General features: G+C 71.6%; 2 protein-coding genes and 1 pseudogene. All 3 read left to right on the top strand.

The window, feature by feature from the left end; all coding sequences use genetic code 11:
• The first annotated feature begins 166 nt into the window (after nt 1–166).
• On the top strand, nt 167–1,660 hold the full coding sequence (locus FRW57_RS20605) for a phosphomannomutase/phosphoglucomutase (protein ID WP_152186934.1): 1,494 nt from the start codon (nt 167–169) through the stop codon (nt 1,658–1,660).
• Complete coding sequence (locus FRW57_RS20600; RefSeq protein WP_137122204.1) at nt 1,657–1,860, top strand: Trm112 family protein; 204 nt, start codon at nt 1,657–1,659, stop codon at nt 1,858–1,860. The genes FRW57_RS20605 and FRW57_RS20600 overlap by 4 nt, the downstream gene beginning before the upstream one ends.
• A gap of 12 nt (nt 1,861–1,872) precedes the next feature.
• Nucleotides 1,873–2,247 (top strand): annotated as a pseudogene (locus FRW57_RS20595) (SIS domain-containing protein); the annotation flags it as partial.

The following is a 2,247-nucleotide window of genomic DNA, read 5'->3' as shown; positions in this document are numbered from 1 at the left end:
GCGTCGGCGCAGTCAGCGGGAGCGCCGCACCGTGGTCTGCCCGCTCCCGGGCCGGCCGGCACCGTCGAGGTCGGTCGCCGGGGACACCTGCGCGTCCTGCGCGATCGGTGAGCTCAACCCCACCAACCCCACGCGAGCGCGGTCCGGCGGTCGATAGAGTCGCCGCGTGAGCGCTCATCGGCTGTCCGACTTCATCAAGGCCTACGACGTGCGAGGCCTGGTGCCCGACCAGCTCGACGAGTCGGTCGTCAGCGCGATCGGGTCCGCATTCGCCCAGGTGGTGGTCATTCCCGAGGGCGCCTCCGCAATGGTGATCGGGCACGACATGCGTCCCTCCTCGCCGGTCCTGTCGCGGGCGTTCGCCGAAGGTGTCGCCGCGCACGGGATCGACGTGACCCTGATCGGACTGTGCTCGACCGACGGTCTCTACTACGCCAGCGGGGCGCTCGACGTTCCTGGCGCGATGTTCACCGCGAGCCACAACCCGGCGCGTTACAACGGGATCAAGCTCTGCCGCGCGGGGGCCCGGCCAGTCGGCACCGACTCCGGCCTGGCCGAGGTGCGCGACCTGGCTCAGTGGCTGCTGGACCGCGGAGCCGATCACCAGATCGGGGGCGCTGACGTCCGCACGGGAGCGGGCGAGATCACCGAGCGCAACGTGCTGGCCGACTACGCGGCCTTCCTCCGCACGCTGGTCGACCTGACCCAGCCAGACCAGGGCCGGCGGCTGTCCGTCGTGGTCGACGCCGCCAACGGCATGGGCGGGCACACCGTGCCTGCGGTCCTGCAGGAAGCGGCTGGCCTGCCCGCACTGCCGCTGGACGTCATACCGCTCTACTTCGAGCTCGACGGCACCTTCCCCAACCACGAGGCCAACCCCTTGGTGCCGGAGAACCTGCGCGACCTGCAGGCCGCGGTGGTCGAGCACGGCGCCGACCTGGGGCTGGCGTTCGACGGCGACGCCGACCGGTGTTTCGTCGTGGACGAGCGCGGTGAACCGGTCCCGGCGAGCGCGATCACCGCTCTGGTGGCGACCCGGGAGATCGCCCGAGAAGTGGCTGCCGGCCGTGACGCGTCGGACGTGACGATCGTCTACAACGTCATCTCCTCGCTGGCCGTCCCGGAGATCATTGCCGAGCACGGCGCACAGGGCCTGCGCACGCGGGTCGGCCACTCGTTCATCAAGGGCACCATGGCCCGCAGCGAGGCGGTGTTCGGCGGCGAGCACTCCGCGCACTACTACTTCCGCGAGTTCTGGTTCGCCGACACCGGCATGCTGGCCGCGATGCACGTCCTCGCTGCGCTCGGCGAGCAGCAGCGCCCCTTGTCGGAGGTGGTCGCGGAGTTCAGCCGCTACGTCGCCTCAGGCGAGATCAACTCGACGGTGGCCGACGCCGCAGCCGCGACCGAGCGGGTGCGCAGCTGGGCCGAGGGCCAGGACGTCACCGTCGACGAGCTCGACGGCCTGACCGTCACGCACGAGTCCGACCCCATGTGGTGGCTCAACCTGCGCGCCAGCAACACCGAACCGCTGCTGCGGCTCAACGTCGAGGCCACCGATGAGCCCACGATGGCCACGATCCGTGACACGGTGCTGTCGATCGTCCGCACGGGCGGGCCCGCGGAGGCGGACCTGCACGACCAAGGAGAGAGCGTATGACGGAGCCCACCACCGCAGGGATCGAGCCGTGGCTGCGCGAGATCCTGCGCTGCCCCCAGTGCCGCTCCGAGCTCACCGACGGCACCGGTCCATCCGGCCCGGAGCTGCAGTGCAGCAACGAGGAGTGCCGGCTGGCCTACCGCATCGACGACGGCATCCCGGTGCTGCTGATCGACGAAGCTCGTTCGCTGGCGGACTGATTCGGCTCCGTGATGGCGCCGCTCTTCGACGAGTCCTCCGTCGACGATCCTGACCGGATCGCCGAACGGGACCCCCACCAGACCCTCCGTGCACTGGCCACGGCGGGTGCCCAGGTGCGCGAGGCGGTGACGCTCGCCGGCGAGGCGGGACTGGACCGGGTCTCCTCGGGTGAACGGCCACGGTCGGTGCTCGTGGCCGCGCTCGGCGGCTCGTCGGTCGTGGCCCAGGTGCTCGAGCTGCTGGCCGAGCCCGGATCGCCGGTGCCGGTCTCGGCCCGGCGCAACCTGCCCTTCCCCGGGTGGGTGGGGCCGCTCGACCTCGTCGTGGCCGTGTCACTGTCCGGACGGGCGCCGGGACCGGTGGCGGTCGCGGCCGAGGCCGCTCGC

The organism is Segeticoccus rhizosphaerae, assembly GCF_009192725.1.
In the GTDB taxonomy this organism is placed as follows: domain Bacteria; phylum Actinomycetota; class Actinomycetes; order Actinomycetales; family Dermatophilaceae; genus Segeticoccus; species Segeticoccus rhizosphaerae.
This window is presented reverse-complemented; position numbering and strand designations above follow the sequence as displayed.